Origin of the sequence: Pseudomonas sp. MD195_PC81_125 (assembly GCF_014060985.1) — a bacterium.
Classification (GTDB): Bacteria; Pseudomonadota; Gammaproteobacteria; order Pseudomonadales; family Pseudomonadaceae; genus Aquipseudomonas; species Aquipseudomonas parakoreensis.
The window spans coordinates 1-4537 of sequence record NZ_JABULD010000392.1 but is presented as its reverse complement, the minus strand read 5'-3'; the positions used below and the strand labels follow the sequence as shown (position 1 = coordinate 4537).

Here is a 4537-nt window from a genome sequence, read left to right as displayed (position 1 = left end):
CGCCCTTCGGCGTGACCTTGATCGCATAAACGAAGCCACTGCGGCTGTATTCCTGAATGACCTTGTCGCCCTCGGTGTGCGTGTTAATGGTAACTTCCGGCTCCTTCGACGGCGCATCATCCGCCGCCATCGCGGCCAATGGTGAGACAGCAATCAAACCGACCAGCAGCAAGCGATTTAACGTACGCATGATAACCTTGTCCCTTTGTCGTCAACGGTCCCGCTATTCTAGCGCCGGGCCCGCCGAAAAGGTTGATTCTGCTCATGAGCCAAGCCCCCCTCGTCCTGGTGGACGGTTCGTCTTACCTGTACCGCGCTTTCCATGCACTGCCACCGCTGACCACCTCCAAAGGCCTGCCGACCGGTGCGGTCAAAGGTGTGCTGAACATGCTCAAGAGTCTGCGCAAGCAGTATCCGGACAGCCCGTTCGCCGTGGTTTTCGATGCCAAGGGCGGGACGTTTCGCGATGAGATGTACGCCGAGTACAAAGCCAACCGCCCCAGCATGCCCGACGACATGCGCGTGCAGATCGAGCCGCTGCACCAGAGCGTGATTGCTCTCGGCTTCCCGCTGTTGTGCGTGGAGGGTGTCGAGGCAGACGACGTGATCGGCACCCTGGCCCGCAGCAGCGCGGCAGCCGCTCGCCCGGTGATCATTTCAACCGGCGACAAGGACATGGCGCAATTGGTCGACGGCCACATTACCTTGGTCAACACCATGTCCGGTAGCTCGATGGACGTTGAGGGCGTAAAGGAGAAATTCGGCGTCGCTCCGGAGCAGATCATCGATTATCTAGCGCTGATGGGCGATTCTTCCGACAACATCCCGGGCGTTCCCGGCATCGGCCCGAAGACTGCGTCCGGCCTGCTGGTCGGCGTTAACGGCGGCCTCACCGAGCTTTATGCAAACCTCGACATCGTGCCGACCCTGCCGATTCGCGGGGCCAAGACTCTGCCGGCCAAGCTTGAAGAGCACAAGGAGATGGCCTTCCTCTCCTATCAGCTGGCAACGATCAAGGTCGACGTACCGCTGGATATTGGCCTCGATGATCTGCAAATGGGCCCGGAAGACCCGGCCAAGCTCTACGAGCTGTACACCCTGCTGGAATTCAAGAGCTGGCTGAATGACCTCGATCGCGACGCCAAGCGCCAGGAGCTGAGCGCGACCGCCGAGCCTGCGCCGGCGGGCGATCTGTTCAGCGCGACGGCAGTCGAAGCGCCCGTCGCCCCCGCTGAAGCCGCGTATGAAACCATCCTCGATCAGGCGCGATTCGACGTCTGGCTGGAGAAACTGAACAACGCCAAGCTGTTCGCCTTCGACACCGAAACCACAGGCATCGACGCGCAACAGGCGCAACTGGTCGGCCTGTCGTTCGCGGTGCAGGCCAACGAAGCGGCGTACATCCCGCTGACCCATTCCTACATCGGCGTACCCGAGCAACTGGATCGCGACACTGTGCTGCGCGCGCTGAAGCCGATCCTGGAAGACCCGAACAAACTCAAAGTCGGCCAGCACGCCAAGTTCGACATGAACATTCTGGCCAACTGCGCCATTGGCGGCGATCAGAGCCAAGGCATCAATGTGCGCGGGATTGCCTTCGACACCATGCTTGAGTCCTACGTACTCAACTCCACCGCCACTCGCCACGACATGGACAGCCTTGCGCAGAAGTACCTGGATCACACCACTGTGAGTTTTCAGGACATCGCCGGCAAAGGCGCCAAACAGCTGACCTTTGACCAGATCGCTCTGGAGCAGGCCGGCCCCTATGCCGCCGAAGACGCCGACATCACCCTGCGTCTGCACCAGACCCTGTTTGAAAAACTCAGCGCGATCCCGAGTCTGGCCAGCGTGCTGACCGACATCGAAATCCCGCTGGTACCGGTGCTGGCGCGGATCGAGCGTCAGGGCGCGTTCGTCGACGCCGAACTGCTCGGCATCCAGAGCATCGAGCTGGGCAACAAGATGGTCGCACTGGAGCGCGAAGCGTTCGAGATCGCCGGGGAAGAGTTCAACCTCGGCTCGCCGAAGCAGCTGGGCGTGATCCTCTACGAAAAACTCGGCCTGCCGGTTTTGAAGAAAACCGCCAAGGGCCAACCATCGACCGCCGAGGAAGTGCTGGCGAAACTGGCCGAGGATGATCACCGCTTGCCGAAGGTGCTGATGGAACACCGCTCCATGAGCAAGCTGAAAAGCACTTACACCGATCGCCTGCCGGAGCAGATCAATCCGCGCACCGGACGTATCCACACGTCGTACCATCAGGCTGTGGCGTCCACCGGGCGCTTGTCTTCCAGCGATCCGAACCTGCAGAACATTCCGGTGCGCACCGCGGAAGGCCGCCGCATTCGCCAGGCGTTCGTCGCGCCGAAAGGCTACAAGTTGCTGGCGGCGGACTATTCGCAAATCGAACTGCGGATCATGGCCCACTTGTCCAAGGACGAAGGCCTGATGAACGCCTTCCGCAACAATCTGGACGTGCACACCGCCACCGCTGCCGAAGTGTTCAAGGTCGAGCTCAACGAAGTGACCTCCGACCAGCGCCGAGGTGCCAAGGCGATCAACTTCGGCCTGATCTATGGCATGGGCGCGCAGAAGCTCGGCAAGGACATCGGCGTCGACACCAAGACCGCCAAGGCCTACATCGACACCTACTTTGCCCGCTACCCCGGTGTGCGCGAATACATGGAGCGCACCCGTAAGCAGGCGGCGGATCAGGGTTACGTCGAGACCTTCTTCGGTCGACGCCTGTACCTGCCGGAAATCAACTCGAACAAGCCGCAGGAACGCGCCGCCGCCGAACGCACGGCGATCAATGCGCCGATGCAAGGCACCGCCGCCGACATCATCAAGAAAGCCATGGTGGCGGTGGATAACTGGCTGACAGCGTCCGGGCTGGACGCCAAGGTCATCCTGCAGGTACACGACGAACTGGTGCTGGAGGTTCGCGAGGATCTGGTTGAGCAGGTGAGTCAGGAAATTCGCCTGCACATGAGCGAAGCGGCGAAACTGGACGTACCGTTGCTGGTGGAAGTCGGCGTCGGCAACAACTGGGATGAGGCGCACTAAGGCGTCTGGACCGGGCGTTTGCCGCGACACACTGTCGCGGCACGCCCGAAATGGCCTTATTTCGAATCGCGCTTGGGGTTATTCCAAAGCTTTTTTGAAAAAAAATCTGAACTAATCTGACAACTCACTACTCAGAGATACTGAATGGCTGGTGAAGCCCTTCGATGCTCCTATGTTGTGTTAAGTGTTGGCAGATATCTGAACCCCGCCCTAGCGGTTCGGAACTTAAACCCCGGAACTTCTCCCTCCCCATATGAAGTCCGGGGCTTTTTTTGCCCCAAAATCGGCTGTAGCGCGGTCATGCTGCGTTAAAAGCGTTACTAAAAATGCTCATTTAGGTCCCCTAAACTCCGCTTTTTTGTCGCACTTTTGCCTTGCCTGGCAGCACCACAGACAGTTTTGAAAACTTCTTATTCAGCTGTTGCTTCCGAACCCTTGTCCGCCAGTTCCATCCAGCCTGCCAACACAGTGTAGGCCTCTTCCAGGCCCATGCGTTTGGGCGCGGAGAACAGCTGGATCGTCACCAGATCCCCCCAGCCCTTGCGGATTTCCGACTGCACCTTGAGCAGCGTGTTCTTGGCGGCGCCGTAGGTCAGCTTGTCGGCCTTGGTCAGCAGAATGTGCATCGGCATGCCGGCGGCGACGGCCCAGTCGAGCATCAACAGGTCGAAGTCGGTCATTGGATGACGGATGTCCATCATCAGAATCAATCCCTTCAAACTCTCCCGGCCACCGAGGTACGCCTCGAGGTGACGCTGCCAGTGTTGCTTGAGCGGGATCGGTACTTTTGCATAACCGTAGCCCGGCAGGTCGACCAGACGCCGTTCATCGTCTAGCTTGAAGAAGTTCAACAGCTGTGTGCGACCTGGGGTTTTCGAGGTGCGCGCCAGGCTGGCGTGAGTCAGGGTGTTCAGTGCGCTGGATTTACCGGAGTTGGAACGACCGGCGAACGCCACTTCGAAGCCTTCGTCGTCAGGGCATTGATCGACTTTGGCGGCACTGAGCATGAACGTGGACTGTTGGCACAGGCCGAGGATGGGATTCTTGAGTTGCATGGGATTTCCGATGTGGGCGGCGCCGGGATTGGGCGCGGAACGCGGTGTCGCTTCCGTTTCAGTGACGCCAGTATATAATGCCGCAGATTTTGTGTGTGCTTTGTCCCAGCGAAGGATGAAGTTCACGAGAGCCAAAGACCTTGATTGCGCATCAGAACGCAGAACGCTCTCAACCCTGAAAAGGTCGTTTTATGACGAAATGGCTGCTGGCTGCCGGAGTCCTGATACCGCTTTACGGCGCACAGGCTACACAGGAACCGGAAGCCGTGTACAACCGTGTTTGTGGTGCCTGTCATTCCGGCCAACTACCCATGGCGCCCGAAAGAGGCGATCAGGCAGCTTGGACGCCGAGGTTGGCGAAAGGTATGGAGACGCTGGTGCAACACGTGACCCAGGGTTTCAAGGCGATGCCG

Annotated in this window: 4 protein-coding genes; 2 read left to right on the top strand and 2 right to left on the bottom strand. The window is 59.4% G+C overall.

Annotated elements, in window-relative coordinates; translation table 11 throughout:
* Nucleotides 1-190: DUF2782 domain-containing protein (locus HT737_RS16055; protein WP_182403245.1), on the bottom strand; the 190-nt coding region annotated here is incomplete at its 3' end.
* Between the two features lie 74 nt (nt 191-264).
* On the opposite strand from HT737_RS16055, the gene polA reads away from it, so the two are divergent.
* The gene (polA, locus tag HT737_RS16050; protein WP_095667907.1) at nt 265-3069 is read left to right on the top strand and encodes a DNA polymerase I; all 2805 of its coding nucleotides are present in this window, start codon (nt 265-267) and stop codon (nt 3067-3069) included.
* A gap of 410 nt (nt 3070-3479) precedes the next feature.
* Here polA and yihA read toward each other — a convergent pair whose 3' ends face one another.
* Entirely contained in the window at nt 3480-4124 is a 645-nt protein-coding gene (gene yihA / locus HT737_RS16045) for a ribosome biogenesis GTP-binding protein YihA/YsxC (RefSeq protein ID WP_182403243.1), read from the bottom strand.
* A gap of 191 nt (nt 4125-4315) precedes the next feature.
* On the opposite strand from yihA, the gene HT737_RS16040 reads away from it, so the two are divergent.
* Nucleotides 4316-4537, top strand: a 222-nt coding sequence (locus tag HT737_RS16040) for a cytochrome c5 family protein (RefSeq protein WP_182403241.1), incomplete at its 3' end; no start/stop codon positions are given.